Annotated in this window: 23 protein-coding genes; 10 read left to right on the top strand and 13 right to left on the bottom strand. The window is 42.5% G+C overall.

Features of this window, described 5'->3' with window-relative positions; genetic code table 11:
- Positions 1–86 precede the first annotated feature (86 nt).
- From pal to C0V70_RS04055, 4 genes are read left to right on the top strand one after another with little or no spacing between them, the layout of a single operon-like run.
- Positions 87–608, top strand: coding sequence for a peptidoglycan-associated lipoprotein Pal (gene pal / locus C0V70_RS04070; RefSeq protein WP_102242595.1), 522 nt, complete (start codon positions 87–89; stop codon positions 606–608).
- A gap of 10 nt (positions 609–618) precedes the next feature.
- Entirely contained in the window at positions 619–921 is a 303-nt protein-coding gene (locus C0V70_RS04065; protein ID WP_158649558.1) for a DUF4398 domain-containing protein, read from the top strand.
- Between the two features lie 45 nt (positions 922–966).
- Positions 967–1782, top strand: coding sequence for a tetratricopeptide repeat protein (locus C0V70_RS04060; RefSeq protein ID WP_102242593.1), 816 nt, complete (start codon positions 967–969; stop codon positions 1780–1782).
- A 16-nt stretch (positions 1783–1798) separates the two neighbouring features.
- The gene (locus C0V70_RS04055; protein WP_102242592.1) at positions 1799–3385 is read left to right on the top strand and encodes a multiheme c-type cytochrome; all 1587 of its coding nucleotides are present in this window, start codon (positions 1799–1801) and stop codon (positions 3383–3385) included.
- Positions 3386–3388: 3 nt separating this feature from the next.
- Here C0V70_RS04055 and C0V70_RS04050 read toward each other — a convergent pair whose 3' ends face one another.
- The 9 genes from C0V70_RS04050 to C0V70_RS04010 all read right to left on the bottom strand — a co-directional run bounded on the left by C0V70_RS04050 (position 3389) and on the right by C0V70_RS04010 (position 14320).
- Complete coding sequence (locus C0V70_RS04050; protein ID WP_102242591.1) at positions 3389–4075, bottom strand: response regulator; 687 nt, start codon at positions 4073–4075, stop codon at positions 3389–3391.
- A gap of 14 nt (positions 4076–4089) precedes the next feature.
- On the bottom strand, positions 4090–6780 hold the full coding sequence (locus C0V70_RS04045; protein ID WP_102242590.1) for an ATP-binding protein: 2691 nt from the start codon (positions 6778–6780) through the stop codon (positions 4090–4092).
- Positions 6770–7309, bottom strand: a complete 540-nt coding sequence (kdpC, locus tag C0V70_RS04040) for a potassium-transporting ATPase subunit KdpC (RefSeq protein WP_102242589.1) — start codon at positions 7307–7309, stop codon at positions 6770–6772. Before kdpC ends, C0V70_RS04045 begins: the two co-directional genes overlap by 11 nt.
- Before the next feature lie 9 nt (positions 7310–7318).
- Entirely contained in the window at positions 7319–9343 is a 2025-nt protein-coding gene (gene kdpB / locus C0V70_RS04035; RefSeq protein WP_102242588.1) for a potassium-transporting ATPase subunit KdpB, read from the bottom strand.
- Between the two features lie 12 nt (positions 9344–9355).
- Positions 9356–11047 carry a potassium-transporting ATPase subunit KdpA gene (kdpA, locus tag C0V70_RS04030; protein ID WP_102242587.1) on the bottom strand — a complete coding sequence of 564 codons (1692 nt, stop codon included), beginning with the start codon at positions 11045–11047 and terminating at the stop codon, positions 9356–9358.
- Positions 11048–11055: 8 nt separating this feature from the next.
- A complete protein-coding gene (locus C0V70_RS19385) occupies positions 11056–11139 on the bottom strand; it encodes a potassium-transporting ATPase subunit F (RefSeq protein WP_102242586.1) in 84 nt (27 codons plus the stop codon).
- Between the two features lie 104 nt (positions 11140–11243).
- The gene (locus C0V70_RS04020; protein WP_102242585.1) at positions 11244–12056 is read right to left on the bottom strand and encodes an alpha/beta hydrolase; all 813 of its coding nucleotides are present in this window, start codon (positions 12054–12056) and stop codon (positions 11244–11246) included.
- A complete protein-coding gene (locus C0V70_RS04015) occupies positions 12040–13884 on the bottom strand; it encodes an Lnb N-terminal periplasmic domain-containing protein (protein WP_102242584.1) in 1845 nt (614 codons plus the stop codon). Before C0V70_RS04015 ends, C0V70_RS04020 begins: the two co-directional genes overlap by 17 nt.
- The gene (locus C0V70_RS04010; protein ID WP_102242583.1) at positions 13850–14320 is read right to left on the bottom strand and encodes a DUF3015 family protein; all 471 of its coding nucleotides are present in this window, start codon (positions 14318–14320) and stop codon (positions 13850–13852) included. Before C0V70_RS04010 ends, C0V70_RS04015 begins: the two co-directional genes overlap by 35 nt.
- 82 nt (positions 14321–14402) lie before the next feature.
- Here C0V70_RS04010 and tsaD point away from each other — a divergent pair, with 82 nt between their 5' ends.
- Genes tsaD through smpB form a run of 4 tightly spaced genes read left to right on the top strand, consistent with a single transcriptional unit; the run spans position 14403 to position 18032 of the window.
- Positions 14403–15467, top strand: coding sequence for a tRNA (adenosine(37)-N6)-threonylcarbamoyltransferase complex transferase subunit TsaD (gene tsaD, locus C0V70_RS04005; RefSeq protein WP_102242582.1), 1065 nt, complete (start codon positions 14403–14405; stop codon positions 15465–15467).
- On the top strand, positions 15467–16279 hold the full coding sequence (rsmA, locus tag C0V70_RS04000) for a 16S rRNA (adenine(1518)-N(6)/adenine(1519)-N(6))-dimethyltransferase RsmA (protein WP_102242581.1): 813 nt from the start codon (positions 15467–15469) through the stop codon (positions 16277–16279). Before tsaD ends, rsmA begins: the two co-directional genes overlap by 1 nt.
- Positions 16276–17586, top strand: coding sequence for an OmpP1/FadL family transporter (locus C0V70_RS03995; protein ID WP_102242580.1), 1311 nt, complete (start codon positions 16276–16278; stop codon positions 17584–17586). The genes rsmA and C0V70_RS03995 overlap by 4 nt, the downstream gene beginning before the upstream one ends.
- Positions 17586–18032 (top strand): SsrA-binding protein SmpB, encoded by a 447-nt coding sequence (gene smpB, locus C0V70_RS03990; protein ID WP_102242579.1) that lies wholly within the window; start codon positions 17586–17588, stop codon positions 18030–18032. The genes C0V70_RS03995 and smpB overlap by 1 nt, the downstream gene beginning before the upstream one ends.
- On the opposite strand, the gene C0V70_RS18945 is transcribed toward smpB, so the two are convergent.
- Positions 18033–18314 carry a hypothetical protein gene (locus tag C0V70_RS18945; RefSeq protein WP_133566705.1) on the bottom strand — a complete coding sequence of 94 codons (282 nt, stop codon included), beginning with the start codon at positions 18312–18314 and terminating at the stop codon, positions 18033–18035.
- Between the two features lie 78 nt (positions 18315–18392).
- Here C0V70_RS18945 and C0V70_RS03985 point away from each other — a divergent pair, with 78 nt between their 5' ends.
- Both C0V70_RS03985 and C0V70_RS03980 read left to right on the top strand, forming a co-directional pair.
- On the top strand, positions 18393–18896 hold the full coding sequence (locus C0V70_RS03985) for a hypothetical protein (RefSeq protein ID WP_102242578.1): 504 nt from the start codon (positions 18393–18395) through the stop codon (positions 18894–18896).
- Positions 18883–19305 (top strand): hypothetical protein, encoded by a 423-nt coding sequence (locus tag C0V70_RS03980; protein WP_102242577.1) that lies wholly within the window; start codon positions 18883–18885, stop codon positions 19303–19305. The genes C0V70_RS03985 and C0V70_RS03980 overlap by 14 nt, the downstream gene beginning before the upstream one ends.
- On the opposite strand, the gene C0V70_RS03975 is transcribed toward C0V70_RS03980, so the two are convergent.
- The 3 genes from C0V70_RS03975 to C0V70_RS03965 are packed head-to-tail and all read right to left on the bottom strand — an operon-like array spanning position 19274 to position 20577.
- Positions 19274–19657 carry a hypothetical protein gene (locus tag C0V70_RS03975; RefSeq protein ID WP_102242576.1) on the bottom strand — a complete coding sequence of 128 codons (384 nt, stop codon included), beginning with the start codon at positions 19655–19657 and terminating at the stop codon, positions 19274–19276. The two genes, C0V70_RS03980 and C0V70_RS03975, sit on opposite strands and share 32 nt — an antisense overlap.
- Entirely contained in the window at positions 19644–19916 is a 273-nt protein-coding gene (locus C0V70_RS03970; RefSeq protein WP_102242575.1) for a heavy-metal-associated domain-containing protein, read from the bottom strand. The genes C0V70_RS03975 and C0V70_RS03970 overlap by 14 nt, the downstream gene beginning before the upstream one ends.
- 13 nt (positions 19917–19929) lie before the next feature.
- Positions 19930–20577 carry a hypothetical protein gene (locus tag C0V70_RS03965; RefSeq protein WP_102242574.1) on the bottom strand — a complete coding sequence of 216 codons (648 nt, stop codon included), beginning with the start codon at positions 20575–20577 and terminating at the stop codon, positions 19930–19932.
- Positions 20578–20585 lie beyond the last annotated feature (8 nt).

Genomic DNA, 20585 nt, shown 5'->3' with positions numbered 1-20585 from the left:
TATACAGTAAAGTTGGCATAATCATATCTGTCTTTAAGATCATTTGGAATATCTTTTGATTTTTTTAAACATTAAGGAGCTTTTTCATGAAATTCAGATCGGTACTTGTATTAACACTTTTGGCAGCATCTCTAACTCTTACATCTTGTGCGAGCAAAAAAACTAAACCTACTGATGGTGTAGATGGTACAGATACTTCTTCTCAAATCGACAATGGGAACAACTCTGGTGTAGCTCTAGAACTTAACGGTGACTCTGATTCAAACCGTGCTGGTGCTCTTAAAACTGTATACTTTGGATACAGCTCTTCAGCTATCGAAGGTTCTACTCGCGATACACTAAATGCAAACGCTGATTTCCTTAAAACAAATGCATCAGTTAGAGTTCAAGTTGAAGGTCACTGTGATGAGCGCGGAAGTGTTCAATTGAACCTTGCGCTTGGAGAAAGAAGAGCTAAGGCAACAAGAGACTACTTAGTAGCTCAAGGTGTAGCTTCTTCAAGAATCAGCATCATCTCTCTTGGTAAAGAAAAACCAGTATCTTTCGGACACGATGAAGAGTCTTGGTCAAAAAACCGTAGAGCGAACTTCGTAGTAACTGAAAAGTAATTAAAAGATTTTGAAAAATAATTTAGCTTTAATTCTTATTGTTCTATTAGTTTCAGCGTGTGGTTTAACTACCACACGCCCGAAACTTGAAATGTCCATGGCCCAGACCGCTTTCATGGCCGCCAAAGAAGCCCAGGCAGATGTCAAAGCTCCCGGTCTCTACAGAAAAGCCGAGTATTACTATCTCAAGGCCAAGTCCTCATACAAACGCAAATACTTTAATAAAGCCCAACAATACGCTCTACTATCCAAAAAATATTCCGAACGTGCAGAATATGTTGCTATTAGGAAGAAGACGTTAGAAAATTTATAGGTAACCCTATTATTTATCTACACTCACTGGAAGAGGTATTGATTCATGAAACGTTCTCAAATTCTCATTTGTGCATTCCTAGTTATTTTTGTTTCAGCTTGTAAAACACAGGAAGACATCCGTCGTGAAAGAACTGTTGAAACGTTAAACGAAGAAGTTCAACAAACAAAGAAAGCTGCAGCTTCAGGCAATACTCGCTTCCAATCAATCGAAGAGCAAGTTTCAAGACTTCAAGGGCAACTTGAAGAAGCGAACCACGCTCGTTCACAATCAATTAAAGACAATCAGGCCCTTAACGATCGTATCAACGTTCTAGAAAAATCAAACAAAGAACAAGTTGAATACCTAAAAGCTTTAACTGAAAAAGTTAACAATCAAAGCGGATACATCGAAGAAGTTCTTGAGAAATTAAAGGCGCTTGCGGAAAAGCCGGTTGAAAAGACGTCTTCAAAAAAAAAAGCGGTAAATCCAGATAGCGTAGAAATGGAAGACGAAGATCTTCCAGCGACGTTTGATAACGGAATGAAAAAATTCCGTGCAAAAGAATACGACTCGGCAAAAGAAATCTTTAAAGAAGTTTCTGAAAACAAAAAGGCCAGCAAGAAAAACCGCGAAGGTGCCACTCTGTACTTGGGAATGACTGAGTACAAACAGAAAAACTATGAAGGTGCTAAAGTGTACTTCTCAAAAGTTTTCAGCGACAACCCAGACTCAAGCTACGCTCCTCAGGCCCTTTTAAACCTGGGAAAAACGTTCTCTCAGCTAAAATCTAAAGAAGAGGCCAATATGACATTTGATGAGCTGATCTCACGTTTCCCAAAAAGCAAAGAAGCGCAGGAAGCTCAGAAACTAAAAAAATAATTTTCCGAGATAGATCATGAAAAAATATCTTTTGCTCTCTCTTCTCGCCCTCACCTCTTGTTCTTACTTTATCGAAACGGTCGATAAGAACTCGGTGGTGAAGGCGCCAGTCGAAAAGAAAGTCTCTATCGTCTTCTCTCACAATATCAGCGGTGAAACTCACCCATGTGGCTGCCGAAACTTTCCGCTTGGGGGTCTTCCGCAAGTTGCCGGGCTCTTTGCTGATATCTCAAAGGACAGTGAGCTCATCTACGTTGATACCGGAGATACGTTTTTTCCCTCATCAGTTGTTCCAGTGACCATGAAAGACTCTCTGACTTTTGCCGGAGAAAACCTGGCCCTTGGGTTAGAGCAAGTTGGCCTTAAGTACTACCTTCCGGGAGATCAGGACTTTGCAATGGGGCTCGCGTTTCTTCAGGGAATTGCCAATACAAGAAAGTTTGAATTCTTAATTGCTAACCTAAAAGATGAGACTTTAATCAAGCACAGAAAGTTTGCAGTTATTGAAAGAAATAAATCAAAAATTTTCTTAGTAGGATTAGTTGATCCTGAAGTCTTTAACGGTCCTCACGCTGATTACTTTATGAAACCAGCGGACGCCCTTCCTGGGATTATGGAGGAGCTTAAAGCGGCCGGATATGAAAAAAATAATGACTACCACCGTTTAGTAATTCTCTCGCACGCTGGGATTGACCCGGATAAGGAATTGGCCAAGGCCTACCCTTTTGTTGACTGGATCATTGGCGCTCACTCACAGAGCTTTCTTCGCTACTCAGTTGATGAAGGAAATGTGAAGATCGTTCAGACACTTTCAAAAAACCACTACATTGGCGACATCAAGATCGATGTGAACTCAAAGAAACAAACTGACACCTACGAGCTTCATGAAATCCGCGATGAACTAGAAAGAAAACTCACTCCAAACCCAATGCGCTCATTTATTGATGACCACAAAACAAAGATGAATGACCTGCAGATTAAAGAGCAGGCCAAGATGGGAATGAGCGATATTTTAAATGCTGAAATACACAAAGACGTAAAAAAGTTTAAAACAGCTGCAAGCTGTATTGAATGCCACAAGCCACAGACTGATTTCTGGCAAAAAACTCCGCACTCAATTGCCTACACGACCTTAATCAATGTGAAAGAACCAAACAATCTTTCATGTATCGGTTGCCACTCTCTCGGGTTAAACGATCCAAAAGGTTATACGACTCAAAAGAACATGGTGACATTTAAAGGCAAACCATTAAAGACCTACTGGGATGAAGTGCAGAAGATGGGCGCTCATGTGGAAACAGTAAGAAAGCTTCCACCAGAAGAAATCAAAAAAGTTTCTGTGAAGTGGTTTGCTCTGGATAAGAAAGCTGGCGTAAAAAGCAATTTTGCCAATGTTCAGTGTTTAAACTGTCACACTCAAGAGGACGCTCACCCGGTTCGCACCGAACCAAAACTGGCCGAGAAGGACCGCGAGTTCAATATCAAAAACAAGTGCCTTGGGTGCCACACTCCAGACCAGTCACCTGAATGGTATGAAAGTGGAATCAAAGTAAACGCGAAATTTGAAGAAAGTTATAAGAAAGTCAGCTGCCCTAGGATGTAAATCCTAGGGTACATTTTTAAGCCTGTATCCCACTCCAGACTCATTCTCGATAATCTCCCCTGCTCCCTCATGGACTTGATCAAGTTTTTTCCTAATCTGGCCAAAATACACTCTTAGGTAATGGTTGTGCTCAACAGAGTTGGGCCCCCAGATTTCTTTTAAGATCATGCGATGAGGAACGAGCTTTTCTCCATTTTTTAAAAGGAGTTTTAAAAGATCGTATTCAGTTGAGGTAAGTTTTAATTCATGGTTGTCGTAAGAAACCTTGTGTGTTGCCTGATTTAAAGAAAGTTTTCCAAAGTTAAGAACCGGCTCAGTCTCTTCAGTTTTTGAATGGCGAAGGGCCACGCGGATTCTCGCCATCAGCTCCGGTAAGCTAAAAGGCTTTGTCAGGTAGTCATCTGCGCCATTATCAAGGGCCTGAACTTTATCTTCATCAGCGTCTCTGACCGTGAGAAAAATCACCGGGACACTCGACCACTCACGAAGCTTTTTTAGCACTTCAATCCCATTCATATCCGGAAGACCGTGGTCGAGAATGACCAATCCAGGGCGAGCTTCAATCACTTTCTGAAGAGCTTCATTTCCGTTATGGGCCTCCACCACTTCAAATTGATTGGCCTCAAGAGAAACCTTGAGGAATTTGCGGATAGATGTTTCGTCATCGACGACCAGGATTTTGGTGTTCATATTCAGTCTCTTGGTTAGGCTTCTTGATTAACCAAATTTTTAGGCACCTGTTTTTTTGGAAGCTGGATTTTGTAACAAGCTCCACTATAAGTATCACTCAATTCAATGCTTCCGTCATGGAGTTCGATAATACTTTTTACAATCGCCAGCCCCAACCCCAGACCTCCGGCCTTTGAGTTAGGAAGCCTGAAGAACTTTTCAAAGATTTGCTCTTTGTAGTCTTTAGGAATTCCCGGGCCATTGTCATAGAAATAGATCTCAAAATGATCTTTGGCGGCCTTATCATTAACGACAAAAGTCATTTGTGCTTCGGGCCCTGCATAACGGACAGAATTAGAAACTAAATTGGCAAATGAATGCAGAAGAAGGGTGAAGTCTGCTTCAATCAGACCACTTAAGTTGCCTTCACTTCTTAATTTCACTTCACCTAAGTCGTTTTGCGCCTGAGACTTGAGTTCGTGGAAAAAATCTTCAAGGCTAAACCACTCTTTCTTTAAGGCCAGGTCTTCTCTTTCCAGTCGGCTTAAATCCAGTAAGTTCTCTACAACCCGGTTAAGGCGCTTTGCCGAAGAAACGATTTCTGACGTCAGGATATCTCTGGTTTCTGCATTTTCACCGACTGCTTTTTCTTTGAGCGCTGAAGCTGAGCCAATTAAAGCTGTCAGTGGAGTTCTCATCTCGTGAGAAACCGAGTTTAAAAGAGTCTGATGGAGTTTTTTGGAAACTTCCGCCAGTCTTAACTCATGAACTTGTTTCCCATAGATCACTCTTTCAAGTGCCAGTGAGGCCTGTTTCATGAGCGTATCAATTAGAACTTCCTGGTCAATGCTCAGGATTTTCTTTTTATCGCTTGGGTAAAAAAGCACTGTTCCCAGAACACTGTTTTCCCCTGAAAGCGGCATACTGATACAATCCGCGGCCGAAAGCGTATCGGTCGACCAGCCTGCTTTTTTATTGTGGTGGTAAGACCAGAGCGCGACCGAATAATCTTTTTCATTCAATAGTATATTATTCACCAGGACTTTTTCTTTCTGGTCACTGACTAAGATTTTAATCCCTGATCCAAAATGGTCTTCCAAGGTTCCCTTGAGAAAAGAAATGATTTTCTTTTCATCGCCCTGGCCAGAGAGTTCTTTAGTGAATTCATAAAGGGAGCGGGTTTGTTTTTCTCTTCTCTCTAGGATTTCTTCCTGCTTTTTAATTTTAGAGGTAAGCATTCCGCCAACTAAAGCAGCAATAAAATACGTAATAACCATCAGGATGTCTTCTTTGGCCTGGATGTTAAAAGTAAACTGCGGTGGAATGAAAAAGAAGTTCCAGATGAAAGCACTTAAGAACGCACAGTAAATCAGTGGTCCTCTGGTTAAAAAAGTTGAGAAAAAAAGCATCGCTACTAAAAAGAGCGATCCCATCGAACGGTATCCCATAAAAGGAGAAAGCCCGTAACCGACGACAGAGAGCCCAAGCATCATCCAGCTTGCGCCATAGTAACTATAAAGTGAAGAGGTGAATTTAGGGATATGCCTTAAAATTTTAGAGGAAAGACCGGTGTAAACCGGAAGTCTCTCCGACCTGATCACATGAATGTCCACTTCACTTTTTGAATTCACTAAACGATCAAGCAGGTTCCCGCGCTGGAAAAGATCTTTAAACAATCTCTTATCAGGGCGCCCGAGGAGAATCTGAGTGATGTGCTTATCGTGGCACGTTCTTCTGATGGCATTGAGAATATCGGTGTCCATGCTGGTAATCAGCTCTCCACCCAAGTCCTGAACCATATCGATGTTCGTTCTTAATTGTTTTTGATCGGCTTCATTCAGAGTCTCCCCTGTTTGGACATAAAGCGCGTACCATGGGCAATCAATGAGTGAAGCCATTCTTCTTGTCGCACGGATGAGTCTTTCCGAGTGCGGACTGTGACTAATCCCTACCAGTAATTTTTCATTGGTTTTCCATGGACCGCTTAAACCTTTTAAAACCATCTGGTCTTGCAGGTCGTGGTCAACTTTCTGAGCAATGTATCGCAGGGCCAGCTCGCGCAGAGCAATCAGGTGTTCAATCTTAAAAAAATTTTCTGCCGCTCTTTCTGCTCTATCACCGAGATACACCTTTCCTTCTTTTAAGCGAAGTAAAAGTTCATCGGGAGAAAGATCGACGATTTCGACTTGATCAGCGAGATCAAAAAAGAAATCAGGCACAGTCTCTCTGACGTTGACTCCTGTGATTTTTAACACTGAGTCTTTGATACTTTCAATGTGCTGGATATTAACAGTCGTATAAACATCAATACCGTGATTTAAAATCTCTTGAATGTCCTGGTAGCGCTTTTTATGTCTCATCGACCCGATATTGGTATGAGCAAGCTCATCTACTAAAACCAGGTCAGGTTTTAAGCGCAGGACTTCTTCCAGGTCCATTTCTTCGACAATGGTATTTTTGTGCTCGACTTTTAAACGCGGGATTTTTTGAATGTGATTGGTGATCACTTCCGTTTCAATACGCCCGTGAGTTTCCACAACCCCGATAAAAACTTTATCCCCGCGGTTGGCCCTCTCGATGCCGGTTTTTAACATGGCGTAGGTTTTTCCCACGCCAGGGCACATTCCTAGAAAAATTCTAAGTTTTCCTCTGACAGTTGATGTCTCCAGGCGGTTGATGGCCTTTAAGAGCATCTCGGGATTCGGGCGCTCACCATTATCGTTCATCGATGATGTTCTCCAATTTCATGTTCAACAATAACACATTTACTCTCTCTTCTCCTAGGAGTCCAAACTGTCTTTCTTCAATCGCATCTTTCACCATTTGATTAAGAGCGTCTTCATCAATACCGCGAGACTTGGCAATTCTTGGAACCTGTAGATAAGCGGCCCTAGGTGTAATGTGCGGGTCAAGACCACTTCCAGAAGTCGTCAAAAGATCGAAGTCCAATCCTTGAGCCTTGCGTTCAGCAACAGCTTTTTGATGGTCCTTGTTTATAAGTGCATAGTTAGAGCCTGTAGACGCTGAGCCGTTGTAACCGGCCGCCGAAGGTCTGGCCCAAAAGAATTTCTCTTGAGTAAACTCCTGTGCGATAAGTTCTGAACCCACTTTTTGGTGGTCTACACTCAGGAAACTCCCATTGGCCTTGTCGTGAAAAAAGGTTTGAGCAATCCCCATAACCACCGCTGGATACACGCCACCGAGAATCACGGTCATAACAGCAAAACATAGAATTGATTGTCTTATTAATTTCATAAGTCCCTCTTAAAAAGCACTAATCAGCATATCAATAAGCTTGATGCCGATAAATGGAGTGATGAGACCACCAACTCCGTAAATTAAAATATTTCTTTGCAGTAAAGCTCTTGCTCCGACAGAGCGGTAAGCGACTCCTCTTAAGGCCAGAGGAATTAACGCCACGATCACCAGGGCATTAAAGATAACAGCACTTAAAATCGCCGACTCGGGAGTTCCAAGCTTCATGACGTTTAAAATAGAAAGTGGTCCATCGTTGTGGTGGACGGCATAAAGACCAGCAAAGAGTGCCGGGATAATCGCAAAGTATTTGGCCACATCATTAGCGATACTGAAAGTTGTTAAGCTTCCTCTGGTCATGAGGATTTGTTTTCCTGTTTCAACGATCTCAATGAGCTTCGTTGGGTTGCTGTCGAGGTCAATCATGTTACCTGCTTCGCGGGCCGCTTGAGTCCCGGTATTCATCGCCACTCCGACATCGGCTTGCGCCAGGGCCGGCGCATCGTTAGTTCCATCCCCAGTCATCGCCACCAGGTGGCCTTTTTCCTGTTCTTCTCTGATGCGCTTTAATTTCATCTCAGGTGTTGCCTGGGCCATGAAATCATCGACACCTGCTTCAGCAGCAATGGAAGCGGCCGTTAAAGGGTTATCTCCAGTGATCATGATTGTTTTAATTCCCATGCGACGAAGTTCAGCGAATCTTTCACGGATGCCATTTTTAACGACATCTTTTAAATAAACCACACCAAAGACGTGCTCGTTCTCACAAACAACGAGAGGTGTTCCACCGGCCCTTGCGATATTTTCGCTGGCGCGTACGATGGCCTCTGGCATTTGCCCGCCAAGAGAGACGACAAATTTTTCAATGGCATCAACGGCCCCTTTTCTGATTTGGGTTTTGCCGCCATTCATATTGATCCCGCTCATTCTGGTTTGTGCCGTGAAAGCAACAAACTCTCTGTCGGGGGCAAGACTTAATGACTCAAGCTCACTGTATTTATTTTTTGCAAACTCGATGATCGACTTCCCTTCTGGAGTGTCATCACTCATTGAAGCTAAGTATGAAAGTCGATACATTTCTTTTTCACCGATATTAGGGGCAGCGATCAATTCACTGGCCATGCGGTTTCCGTAAGTGATGGTCCCTGTTTTATCGAGAAGAAGAATGTCGATATCCCCGGCAGCTTCAACCGCGCGCCCACTAAGAGCGATGACATTTTTTTGGATGAGACGATCCATCCCAGAAATCCCAATCGCACTGAGTAAGCCTCCAATCGTTGTTGGAATCAAACAGATTAAAAGAGACACTAAAACCGGAATGGAAACTGATTCTCCTGCGTAATCAGCAAAAAACTTTAAGGTTACGACTGCGGCCAGGAAAACTAAAGTTAGTGCCGTTAATAAAAGTGAAAGGGCAATTTCATTGGGAGTTTTTTGTCTACTTGCACCTTCAACCAGAGAAATCATACGGTCTAAGAAGCCTTCTCCCGGGTCAACTGAGATTTTAACGACAATGCGATCACTCAGAACTCTCGTCCCACCAGTCACCGCACTTCTGTCTCCTCCACTTTCGCGGACAACTGGTGCTGATTCACCAGTAATCGCTGATTCATCAACTGAAGCTAAACCTTCAATGATTTCCCCGTCGGCCGGGATGATGTCGTTGGCCTCACAAACCACTAGATCCCCTTTTCTTAATTCAGTGGCATTGATCTTTGTTTCCACTTTATTTTTTAGGAGTCTCGCAACAGCGTGTGTGCGAGATTTTCTCAAGGATTCCGCCTGGGCCTTTCCTTTTCCTTCAGCAATCGCTTCAGAGAAGTTGGCAAATAAAACTGTGAACCAAAGCCAGATGGAAATCTGGAATTCAAACCAATTGAAGCCGTGAGCGACAAGGGTGAAGGTTGTGATCAGGGCACCTAGTCCAGTAATAAAAATGACTGGATTTTTTATCAGGGTTTTAGGGTTCATCTTTTTAAAAGAGTCACCTATCGCCTGCATATAAATTTCTTTCGTTAAGATTTTCTGTTTCATATAAGTCTCGTTTTAAAAAGTTTTCTCTTGGATAAACATGATTTGCTCAATGATTGGCCCTAGGCTTAATGCCGGAAAAAATGTCAATGCGCCAACAATGACAATGACTCCGACTAATAAGAAGACAAATAAAAAGTTATCGGTCTTAAAAGTCCCTACTGATTCTGGCATGATTTTTTTCTGTGAGATGTTCCCAGCTAATGCCATAACCGGAAGGATGACGGCAAAACGACCGATCAACATTGAAATCCCCAGTAGTGTATTGAGAATGGGAGTGTTGGCCGAAAGCCCGGCAAAGGCACTCCCGTTATTTCCAGCTGTCGATGTAAAGGCATAGAAGATTTCGCTAAAGCCGTGAGAGCCTTTATGCATCAAGCTCGACATAATTGAGGGAGTTAATAAACTAAAAGCTGTCCCAAAAAGAATAACAAAACTTGGAGCAAGAATCCCCATGATGGCCATCTTAATGTCAAACGCTTCGATCTTTTTCCCCAGGTACTCTGGTGTTCTACCAACCATAAGCCCGGCGATGAACACAGTTAAGATAACATATAAAAGCATCCCATAGAGACCACTTCCCGCTCCACCAAAAATGATTTCCCCAAAGAGCATGTTGAGCATGGCAATTCCACCGGCCATAGGAGTAAGAGATGAGTGCATAGCATTTACTGAACCGTTACTTGCGGCAGTCGTGAATGTTGACCACAAAACAGAATTAGTCACACCAAAACGGACTTCTTTTCCTTCCATGGCATAATGATGAGCTGTCAGTGCATTGCTTTGAAATTCAGACCACAGGGAAATCCCCAGTCCTAACACTAAGACAATCAGCATGGCAGAAAAAAGAATCCATCCCTCACGAGGTTTTCCTAACATATACCCAAAAGTCATCGTCAATGCTGCTGGGATGATGAGGATGGCCAAAAGTTGCAGGAAGTTTGAAAAAGGAGTTGGGTTCTCATACGGGTGGGCACTGTTGGTATTAAAAAATCCCCCACCATTTGTTCCCAATTGTTTAATCGCTATTTGTGAAGCCGCTGGCCCTTGAGCAATCACCTGCTCTTTACCCTCTAATGTTTTAACAGTGACTGGAGCACTTAAGTTATCAATCACTCCTTGAGAAGATAAAAGAACGGCCCAAAGAACTGCCAATGGAAGAAGGATGTAAATCACCGAGCGGTTGAGATCCACCCAGAAATTTCCCAGCTTCTTTGACTGGTTATTTTTAAAAGCGCGGATGACCACCAACATAACTGAGATACCAGTGGCCGCTGATAAAAAGTTTTGTCCTGTCAAAGCAACCATCTGTGAAAAGTGACTCATCGTCGCTTCTCCGGCATAAGACTGCCAATTGGTATTGGTCATAAAACTCACGGCGGTATTGAAAGCAAGGTGCCAACTTAAGTTTGGAAGATTGGCCGGGTTAAGTGGCAAGCTTCCTTGAAAAAGCAGAACGAAAAAGACAAAAAGAAAACCGATAAAGTTAAAAGCTAAGACTGCTTTTAAATACTGTGACCAGGTCATCTCCTCTTTTTCATCGACTCCGATTAGGAGATAAAGCAATTTTTCAAAAGGTCTGGCAATCTTCCCTAAAAGTGTAGATTGACCAGAAAGTGACTTATGAAAAAAGGCACCCAAAATCGGTGTAAAAAGAATAAGGAAAAAAAGCGCAATGATGACTTGTAACAAATCATAACCATTCATAGGGACTCCTAAAATTTATCCGGAAAAATTAAGCAATAAATAAGATAGATGAATGTGAGAGCGGCAATGGCGCCCACGATAGCAAAATCCATAAAAAGACCTCCGTTAAGACATCTTTAGAATAGCCAATCGCGGATCAAGATTTCATCAAAAGCCCATGATGGGGCGTAAAGATTTAGTAAAGAAGGGCGTAAACCTAGGGAAGTGCTTCTACATATTTCAAGAATTCTTGTTGATATTTCTTGTTTTCCACATAGAAGAAGTCCCCATGCCCGCGGATACTGAAGGTCCAGAAATCCTTCTTTGGAGACGTGGTGATACGGTTATACAATTGTTGCCCCAATTTGTAAGCTATCACGAAATCCTCGGTTGAATGGATGGATAAAACCGGCATGGTCAAGTGAGTGAGCTTCGGGTCAGCTGTATATGAGTTGGTGATAATGAGAGATAGAGGCCAGAATGTTTTTTCGCGCGCCACTTCTCTTGGTGATAAAAAAGTTGAATCTAAAACCAAAAGAGCAATCTCATCTCTGTGCTTAAAGTCTTCCAGAGATTTTAGAAGGATCGCTCCTCCTAAACTTTGCCCGTAGACAATAAAGCGTTTAAAACCGCCTTTTTTATACTGCTCATAAGCGTAGTTTAAAAAGGCCAGTCCATCTTCGGCCACTCCCTTTGGTTCAGGTTTCCCTTCACTAAGTCCATAACCGCGGTAATCAAAAATGATACTGTCATAGTCGTAATCCATCATCCAAACAGAGTTGGCAAAATGAGACGTCAGGTTCTGAGCATTGCCATGAAAATAAAGCACGAGGTTTTTAGGATTTTTATTTTTTGAGAACATTCTCCACGCTGAGAGTTTTGTTCCATCAATAGAAGGAATAGTAAAAGCTTCAAACTTCACTTTAAACTGCTCAGGAGTCGCATACAGGTAATTATCCGGTTGGTAGATAATCGCACTACAGCTTGTGAGCAAAAGACACATTAAAATGATTTTAGAAATAGTGCCCATAACTCACCTCATGAATGATTGTGTTTTTTGAAAAACTTCCAAAGCGAGAAATGACCGAGCTTTCAAAACGCACGTCTTGTTGGCGGTCAAAAAAAAGTGAATGTTTAAGAGTGACTTTATTGTAATAGTCGTCAGAGATTTTTTTAGTGGCATCAAAACGAAGCTCGTCAATAAGTCCGATTTTATACTTATTTCCAAGTTGAGCATAAAAAGACACTTCGGCGCCAGGTCCTGCCCTAAAGCCTTTTTTCAAATGAGAGCTTACTTCACCAAAGGCCCCGGCCATAAAACTCGCAACGGTATTTTTCCCTCTCAATGTCACTCCCCCATAAGCGTTGGCATTGACCTTGTGGCAAAGAGAACAATTCAAGTCATAAAGTCTTTCACTTGAAACTTTTGCTCTCCATGAAAGCTGAGGATCATAAAAGCGGTATTCGTGAAGAGAAATAAGATCGACTAAAACCAATTTATCATAATCGAGTTTTTTATTTTTTACGTCGTAAACTAATGAACCTGTTAAAAAATCAAATTGAGAAAAAGGATCGAAGCCTTGATCGCGGGCCATGAGGTCATGGTATCCCTGCTTTAGTTCAAATCCCATGAGTGTCGTATGATTTTCGACGCGGGCAAAAACCGAAATTTTTTGTGGGTCGTGGGAGTTCTCCGGCATATTGGTCTGGTCGTAAACTTCTTTTACCATTTCAGCTTTAGGAAGTTTTGCTCTTCTAACCAGTGCTGCCCTTTGAAGTTTGGCCAGTTTTTCATTAAGTTTATTTTTTGTTCGATAGTGAGTAAAATCCAAATAGGCCACAACAGCATCGAGGACTTTTGGGTTATTCACATCTTCAGGCAGAACTTCATCGTCTACAATATTTTTAACTTGTGACACTTCATCCGCCGAGAGATTCTCCCACATCTTGGCCACTTGTTTTTTTAAACTGGCACGGTAGTGAGTTGAGGCCACTCTCCCCGGAGTTTCTTCAAAGTGTTTAACCATTTCTCCAGGCAGGTAATACCAGCGCGCATGAGCATTGACTTTATCGTCGTCTTTGTAAGCGACAGAAAGAAGATCAGCAAGAACAGCTGAGCAGTTTTCATCGGCAAAGAAATAATCAAAATACGTCGTCTGATACAGTTCCCAGAGGTGATTAATCAAGCGGTCGCGTTCAGCGGGAGTCATATTGAGGTTGTATTCAATCAGATCCCTCGACTCTCCGTTATTGTATTCGTTAACTTTCGTGTAGTACTTCGTGACTTCAAAAAGCCCTTTGTATCCACCAAACATTCCTTTAAAAGCAAAAATGAGTCCCATGTCTTCTGTTTCGGGAACGGCCGAAAAAGCGACAGCGTAATCAAGAAGATCGTTGGTCTTTCCTTTTTGGTTCAATCTTAAAAGTGTGTGACCAAAAAGTGATGATGGGTTGTTGGGATATGAAGAAGAAAAAATTAATGTAACTGATTCAGCGTTTAGCCCCGCCTTCCATTCTTCGAACATTGGACATTTGGTTTCTGGTACACCCTCTAAGAGACCCTGCGATTTTAAAAACTCAAATCTCTCACGAAACACACACTGAGCAGGATAACCAAACCAACCAACTTTCGAATCAAGCTCGTGAAAAGCTTGAATGGTCCAATTGAGTTCCGCTTCCGGATTCGTTTTCCCATCGGGAGCAAAGAAGAACTTCTCCCCGTCAACCTGAGATTTGCCATTTTTGTAATGAAGGAGTTTGAGCCAGTACTTGTGATCGAAATTTAAAGACGCTGCCGAGGCGGGCCCGGCAGCGATTAAAAAATTAGATAAGAGAGCAAGAAGCAGAAAGTGTTGCATTGTTTCTGATTTCAGCCTTTACGTTGTTGTAAAGTTCTACACCAGAAGTGTTTGCTGATGGTAGAACTGATTCATATTTTGCTTGAACCATTGAACCAAAAGCTTCTGCGTTTTGACAACCGAAAACACCAGCGAATCCAGCTACGAACTCACCGTTTCCACGAGACATTTCAACTGCTAGTTGGTTCATGTTCGCTTCAGCAAAGTGGATCCCTTTTGCGTCGTTTTTAACGATTGAGTGCTTAGCGCATCCAGATGTACCAAGAGTCATTGCGATTGAGTTAGAGAAAGTCGCGTTAACTAGTGATCTTGTTGAAGAAGACACTAGAGATTGCTTTGGAGCTACTTCGTATCCCATACCGCATCCAGATGAAGTATCTGCTGCAAATACTGAAGAAGCTGCTACAAGTGCGAAAAGTCCGATAATAAGTTTCATTTAAGTCCTCCTTGAACTATGAAAGTTTTCATAATGAATAGGTTCAGGTATATTGGCTTAAAACTCAATAAGAAAACTACTAATGAAAGAAAAAATTATCCTCGGTATCGAGACCAGCTGTGACGACACTTCATTTGCCCTCTTGAAAGGCAATCCCGATGATCTTTCGGAGAAGCCGACGCTCCTAGCTCACCAGTCATTTTCCCAAGAATTAATGCTCCAAAAATGGGGAGGAGTCGTGCCAGAAATCGCTGCGCGCAACCACCTCGAGAAGATCACTCCACTCTTAGATTCGTGTTTTAAGACTGCGGGAGTGAAAATTACAGATGTAAGTCTCATCGCCGTGACAACTCACCCGGGCCTTCTGGGCCCCCTACTAACTGGAATTAATTGTGCTAAAACTTTGGCACTGCTTCATAATCTGCCAATCGCCTCGGTAAACCACTTATATGCGCACCTTGAGGCCATTCACCTCACTGAAAGCGTGCCATATCCGTACTTAGGTTTACTGGTAAGTGGTGGCCATAGCCTTTACTTAAAAGTCACAAGTCCGACTTCATTTGAAATTCTGGGCAACACCATTGACGATGCTGCTGGAGAGGCCTTCGACAAAGGTGGAAAACTCTTAGGTCTTGGGTACCCTGCTGGAAAAATCATTGATGACCTCGCTGTTAACGGCGATCCAAAAAAATACACCTTCCCTATTTCGATGCTGGACTCTGGAGATGCGACTCTAAGTTTCTCTGGTGTAAAAACATCGCTTAGAAATTTCATTGAAGCTAACCCAGAAGGAAGCTTCAAAATGGAAGATGTGTGTGCTTCTTATCAGTATGCCATCGTTGAAGCGCTTTCAAGAAAATTAAAAAAGGCCCAGGACATTGCTGGCGCTCACGACCTGCCAATCGTTGTTGGTGGTGGTGTTGCTTGTAACTCAAGTCTTCGCACAACTTTAAAAAATAATTATAAAAATGTTCACGTCGTTGCTCCTCGCTTTTGTACAGACAACGGCGCGATGATCGCTAACTACGCACTTAGAACTTATCACGATGCCATTTCATTCCCTGAATGTTTAGGACTGGATGCCCGCGGACAATTTGTTTCTAAGAAAGAGAAACTTGAGCACCAACGCAAAGGGGATAAACTTTAATGAAAATGGAACTCCCTTTAGCTAATAAAAGCCTAGGCCAGCACTTTCTTCGCGACAGTGGCGTGATCGACAGAATCTGTTCGGATTTCAAAGGACAAGCAGAAGCTGTTTTAGAAATTGGTCCAGGACCGGGAATTCTGACAGAGTTCTTAGCACTCAGATCAAAGAGTGAAGGTCTTCCTTTTTTTGTCATCGAAAAAGACGACCGCTTTCCTCCTTACCTTCTGCAATTTATTAACGACAATCAAATCACCATGACAGATGCACTAGCAGTGCACCTGAGCGCTTTTTTCAAAGAAAAAAATATCGACCAGAAAAATATCTGGTTAGTGTCTAATCTTCCCTACAACATCAGCACTCCGCTTTTAATTAACTTCCTGCAGGCGCCGGAAATTAAATACATGACTTTGATGTTTCAAAAAGAAGTGGCCGATAAGGTCTTTCCTTTTTCGACAACAAAAAATTATATGGGATCTCTTTTGGCCATCACGCAAACATACTTTGATTGCAAGCTTCTGTGTAAAGTTCCTCCGGGAGCTTTTAACCCACCTCCGAAAGTTGACTCGGCCGTTCTCACAATGTCTCGTCGTGAAACGCCACTTGTTCCACTCTCAGAGTTCCATGCGCTGGAAAAATTCCTTCGCCTTCTCTTCTCGCAAAAAAGAAAACAGCTGGGTGGGATTTTAAAAGCAAGCTTTCCGCTTCCAATTATTGAATCAAGCTTTAATACGCTTGGGATTCCTTTAACGATCAGAGCAGAAGCTCTGGAGCTAAATCAAGTGATCGAACTTTATAGGATGTTAAAAAAATGAAATGGATTCTTCTACTTCAATGCTTACTTGTAACGAATGCTTATGCTGCTTACCCTGAATTATTCGGAGCGAGTTTTTCAACCAGTGGGATTGGAAACCAGGCCAACTTAAATGCCAACGATCCAAGTAACAACTACTACGCTCCATCGGTGCTTGGTTTTTCTGATAAGTTTAACGTTCTAGCGCAAGCGACATCGACAGCGACTCATTTTAAACCAATCAACAATATCGTTGTCACCAACAGCACCAACTCAACGAGTGGGACAACTTACGGAAGTGCAAAAACGGATTACCAAAAGTTTTACGGAAGTGCTCTTCACGCGGCCATACCTGTTGGTGGAAAAGTTCACTTAGGAACTCTGGCCCTTTCGATTTTCATGCCTATAGGCCACCTGACACAAACCAACTCTGGGGATGCTTTCCTTCCTGAGTACGTCATGTTTCATTCGCGCTACCAAAGAACATCATCTTATTTAAACTTCGCTCGCAAGTGGAGTGATGACTTCGCCTGGTCTCTGGGAGCAATGTTAGGTTTTCAAGCGACAGCTGAAGTTAAAACAAATATGAGCTTAAACGGGGCCAGCTACGGATCATGGGCCAAAGGTCAGGCGAAGGTTTCCCCTTCAATTGCGGCCATTGCTTCTGTGACAAAAATGTTTGATACCAATTCGGTGTATTTCACTTATCAGCAAGAAATGAAGTCGAACTTAAAGACGACAGTATTTGGGGAAATCACAAACCCGAACCTGGCGCTGATCAACTCGACACTGACATCGATGATTTACTATGACCCACACACTTTCCGTTTAGGTTCAACATACATTGTAGGCGATGCCGAGCTTTACGCCGGTCTTGAGTACCAGATGTGGTCAAACTACAAAACACCGATCATGAAGGTTGAAAAAACATCGGGTGCAGTTGTTCCAAGTAATAACTATGAAAAAATCACCACTCGCGACACCATCAACCCTCGCCTTGGGATCAAATACAACTGGACTGACCGTTGGAGTACTCTGCTTGGAGCTCAATACCGCATGACTCCACTTAAAGGAGATTTTTCACAAGCGGGTAACTCTATTGACGTAGACACAGTTGTGGGAACTGGTGGAATCCAGTACCGCATGGTGATTTGGTCAAAAGATGTTCACTTAGGAGCAAGTCTCCAGTATCATCATCTTCTGGAAAAGCACGTTACAAAAGCTGACGGGCAAGAAAATGGAACAGCAGGCTCAAAACTTGGGGCCCCTGGATACGACATTGGCGGCTATATTATCGCCGGGACTTTTGGAGTGAAATTTAATTTCTAATGAAGATAATTGGAACAAATAAACGTGCAGGCTTTGACTACTCTTTAAAGGAATTCTTTGAAGCAGGAATCGTTTTACAAGGAACGGAAGTTAAAGTTCTACGCGAAGGCAAAGTTAACCTGGGCGAAGCCTATGTCGTAATCGACGGCGAAGGTGAAGTGTGGGCCTACAACGTGTTAATCCCCCAATACGCCTTTGGAAATATCCACAACCACCAGGAAGCAAGGGTTAAGAAACTCCTCTTAAACCGACTGGAAATCAACCGCATTTACCACACGATGAAAACTCAGCAGATGAGTTTAGTTGTCACTAAAATTTATTTTAAAGACTCAAAAGTAAAACTAGAGTTCGCTCTGGCAAAAGGTAAAAAACTTCACGACAAACGCGAAAGCGATAAAGAAAAAGATGTGAAGAGAAAACTTCAGCGCGGAAGTTACGACGAATAGTTAGGCCTTCTTCTTTTTAGCAGAACCCGACGACTTTCCACCGAAGGCCATGGCGATCACGAGACCTGCAATCAGTCCTCCCATCGTATAGCGCATCACGTACCAGAAAGATTCATCCAGGAACCCCTGACTGAAAAAGCCTGAGACCGCCCCCACAAAATACCCCTTAGTCAGGACATTCCACCAGTCTAACTGCCCAATTAATGGATAAGAAGGCCTAAAATAAAGACCTAGGGCCGTTGCTGATATAGTGAGAAGGAGAATAATGATTATTTTCTTCATGAGTCAATTATCACTTATTTTAAAATTTATTCACTAAAAAACTATTCATTGAGTTCTAAAATTTCTAAACTTTTTGGCATGAAATTACGTCTTTCTCTTCTCCTCATCGCTTTTTGTTTGAGCACAGCTTATGCCGACGTCGTGTCTTTTAAAGCACCCGAAGTTAACGGCAAAATCCGTGTTTCAAAAAACCTGATCCTCACAGACTGGCAAGCAGTGATGAGCTGCCACTTTGATGTCAAAGGTGTGAGAAAAGAATCGATTCGTTACCCGCAAACCATCCTGAAAAAAACAGCGACCGATGAGTACTCACTCTTTGTAAAAAAAGGCTCGCTTTCAGAAATGCTTCCAGGGTGGAGACTTTTAACCTGTGCATATAAAATCATTTTAATCGGAAAAAATACTGAGCTAGAAAGAAGCATCATGGGAGAGCTCTATCTCCTGGGGCAAGAGAGCGGTGAAATGGATTCAAACGATTTAAAAGATATTCAAAACAAAGAATTTGTTGCGAAAGTGATTGCGGATAAAACCCGCGAGATCAGTCTAACCATCTCTTCTGAAGGTGGAATTGAATCTAACTAGAAAACAACAAAAGATCCTGGCAATCACTCTTTGCTTCTTAAGTGACCTCACACTTATGGCGTGGCTTTATTTTATGGCCACCAACTACAACAACTACGGAACGATCGCGGCCAAGAGCATCGACTCTCCCGATTTTCAAATCCAGCTTTATAAAATCCTGCTGCAAAGCCTGACATTTTTCCTGCTGGTTTTTATTCTCGCTCAAACGATTGTGTATGCTCTGGCGATTAAAAACTTCAAGGCGGCTTTTTTATATTTGAAGTTTTTTTCAGTAGCTGGGTTTGCCGCCTTCTTTTTTATAACTGTCATGCATTCAGGCTTTGGCCTTCTGCCAATGATCATCTACGTTTTTGGCTATTACGTTTTCTCTAAACTCTTTAAAGAATCATCGGCAGCAGTGCAAAAGTAGCCCCGATCGCCCAGACGACAATCGAAAAAATTGTAATTCGTTTTGACCACTGGCGGGCACTGGTACAAGCGCGCGCTTCATTGGGGTCAATCGGGCAAGGAAGAAACCTCGCCCTGTATTGCATGTAAGAGCTGATTGCCAGCATGACAAATGATGATGAAAAAACCAGGAGTTTATTTTCAGAAAGCCAGATGAGTCCGGGAAAGGCCGAAACCAATCCCACCATCGTCGCTCCCAATCCAATCGATACCAGAAGGGCCGGAAGTGCACAGCACACCAGTGTACTCATCGAGGTGAATAAGCTAAAAAAAGAAATCCAGATATTTTTTTGTAAATCACTATTTGGTTTCAATTTTCTCTACTCCGTATCCAGCGTCTGTTAGAAGTTTTTCAATGCGGGCGTTGTCTAGTTTCTGGTTGTCAGCAAGCTCTATACTTACTAAATGTTTTCCCAGGTCCACATTGACGTTTTTTACGCCTTCTTCTTTAAATTTTTTAGTAATCCCTTGTGAACAGAACGAACAAACCATTCCTTTTACCGTGATATCAATTTTATCTCCGGCAAAAACGCTTCCTGACATAAGTAATGTAGCTAGTAATAATGTTTTCATGTAAATCTCCTGCCTAAAAGTGCACCATAAAGTTAAATTGTGAGTCCCCTTTCATCGTCGATCCAAACTCCAAGAGGATGTTGTGATAGAAGAGTCTGATAAAAGGAGTGAGTTTATATTCATCAGTCATTTTGTTGGATTTATCGGCCTGTAAAATGAACCAGGCATTCATTTCGTTAAACTCTGCCAGGTAAGGCGCGAAGCCTGCTCTGACTTTCGTTTGATAGATATTGCGTTTTGAATCTTTGTGAGACAAAAGAACGTCCTCTCTAAAAGAGACATAGTATTTTCTCGACTCCCAGTCCGCTTCTAAGGCCGCCCCGGTTGTGTTTTTAAAAGAAGAGTTAACTTTTTCCCCTCCGTGCCCAAGAGAAAGATAGATGTTGGCCTGTGAGTCCAGCTCATTCCATCTTTTAAGCAGGTAATTCACTTGAGGCATATAGAATGTTCTTTCTCCATCGCGTGTATCCATTCGCAAGTAGCGGGCCGCAAGTGAAAACTTGGAAGTATAACTATGAGTCAACATCCAGTCGCTCATCTCCTTACTATTCCAGGTCATAATTGATGTGGACCCAGCATAGGCCACCGGGTGGGCATGGGCCTTTTCCCCCATGAAAATTGATAAAAATAGACCGGTAACTGTTAAAAATTTGGTGAACACGTCCGCCC

The organism is Bacteriovorax stolpii, from assembly GCF_002872415.1.
Lineage (GTDB): Bacteria > Bdellovibrionota > Bacteriovoracia > Bacteriovoracales > Bacteriovoracaceae > Bacteriovorax > Bacteriovorax stolpii.
The sequence above is the reverse complement of the archived record's forward strand: the minus strand, read 5'-3'. Positions and strand labels throughout refer to the sequence as shown.